The organism is Curtobacterium sp. ODYSSEY 48 V2 (assembly GCF_023712625.1).
In the GTDB taxonomy this organism is placed as follows: domain Bacteria; phylum Actinomycetota; class Actinomycetes; order Actinomycetales; family Microbacteriaceae; genus Curtobacterium.
On record NZ_JAMAXX010000070.1, the window covers coordinates 1 to 309 of the forward strand.

The 309-nt window shown below is 65.0% G+C and carries 1 protein-coding gene; it reads right to left on the reverse strand.

Annotated elements, in window-relative coordinates; all coding sequences use genetic code 11:
• Positions 1-82: 82 nt before the first annotated feature.
• The coding region (locus M3666_RS16525) for an Asp23/Gls24 family envelope stress response protein (protein ID WP_251155831.1) at positions 83-309 on the reverse strand (227 nt) is incomplete at its 5' end.

Sequence of the window (309 nt, forward strand, 5' to 3'; positions counted from 1 at the left end):
GATCACCAGGACGAAGCCCCAGAACCCGAACTGCAGTGCCACGACGGCGAGGATGGCGCCGATCAGCGCGCCGACGAGTGTGTTACTCAACGCGGGACTCCTTCTTGTCGTCGTTGTCGTCGTCATCACCCGGGATGAAGACGTCCTGGACGGTGACGTTCACCTCGGCGACCTCCATGCCCACGATCTGCTCCAGCGCACGGGCGACCGACGAACGGACACCGTCAGCGACCTGCTGCAGCGACACCGGGTACTCCGCGACGATCACGACGTCCGCGGCGACCTGCTTCTCGCCGACCTCGACCTTGA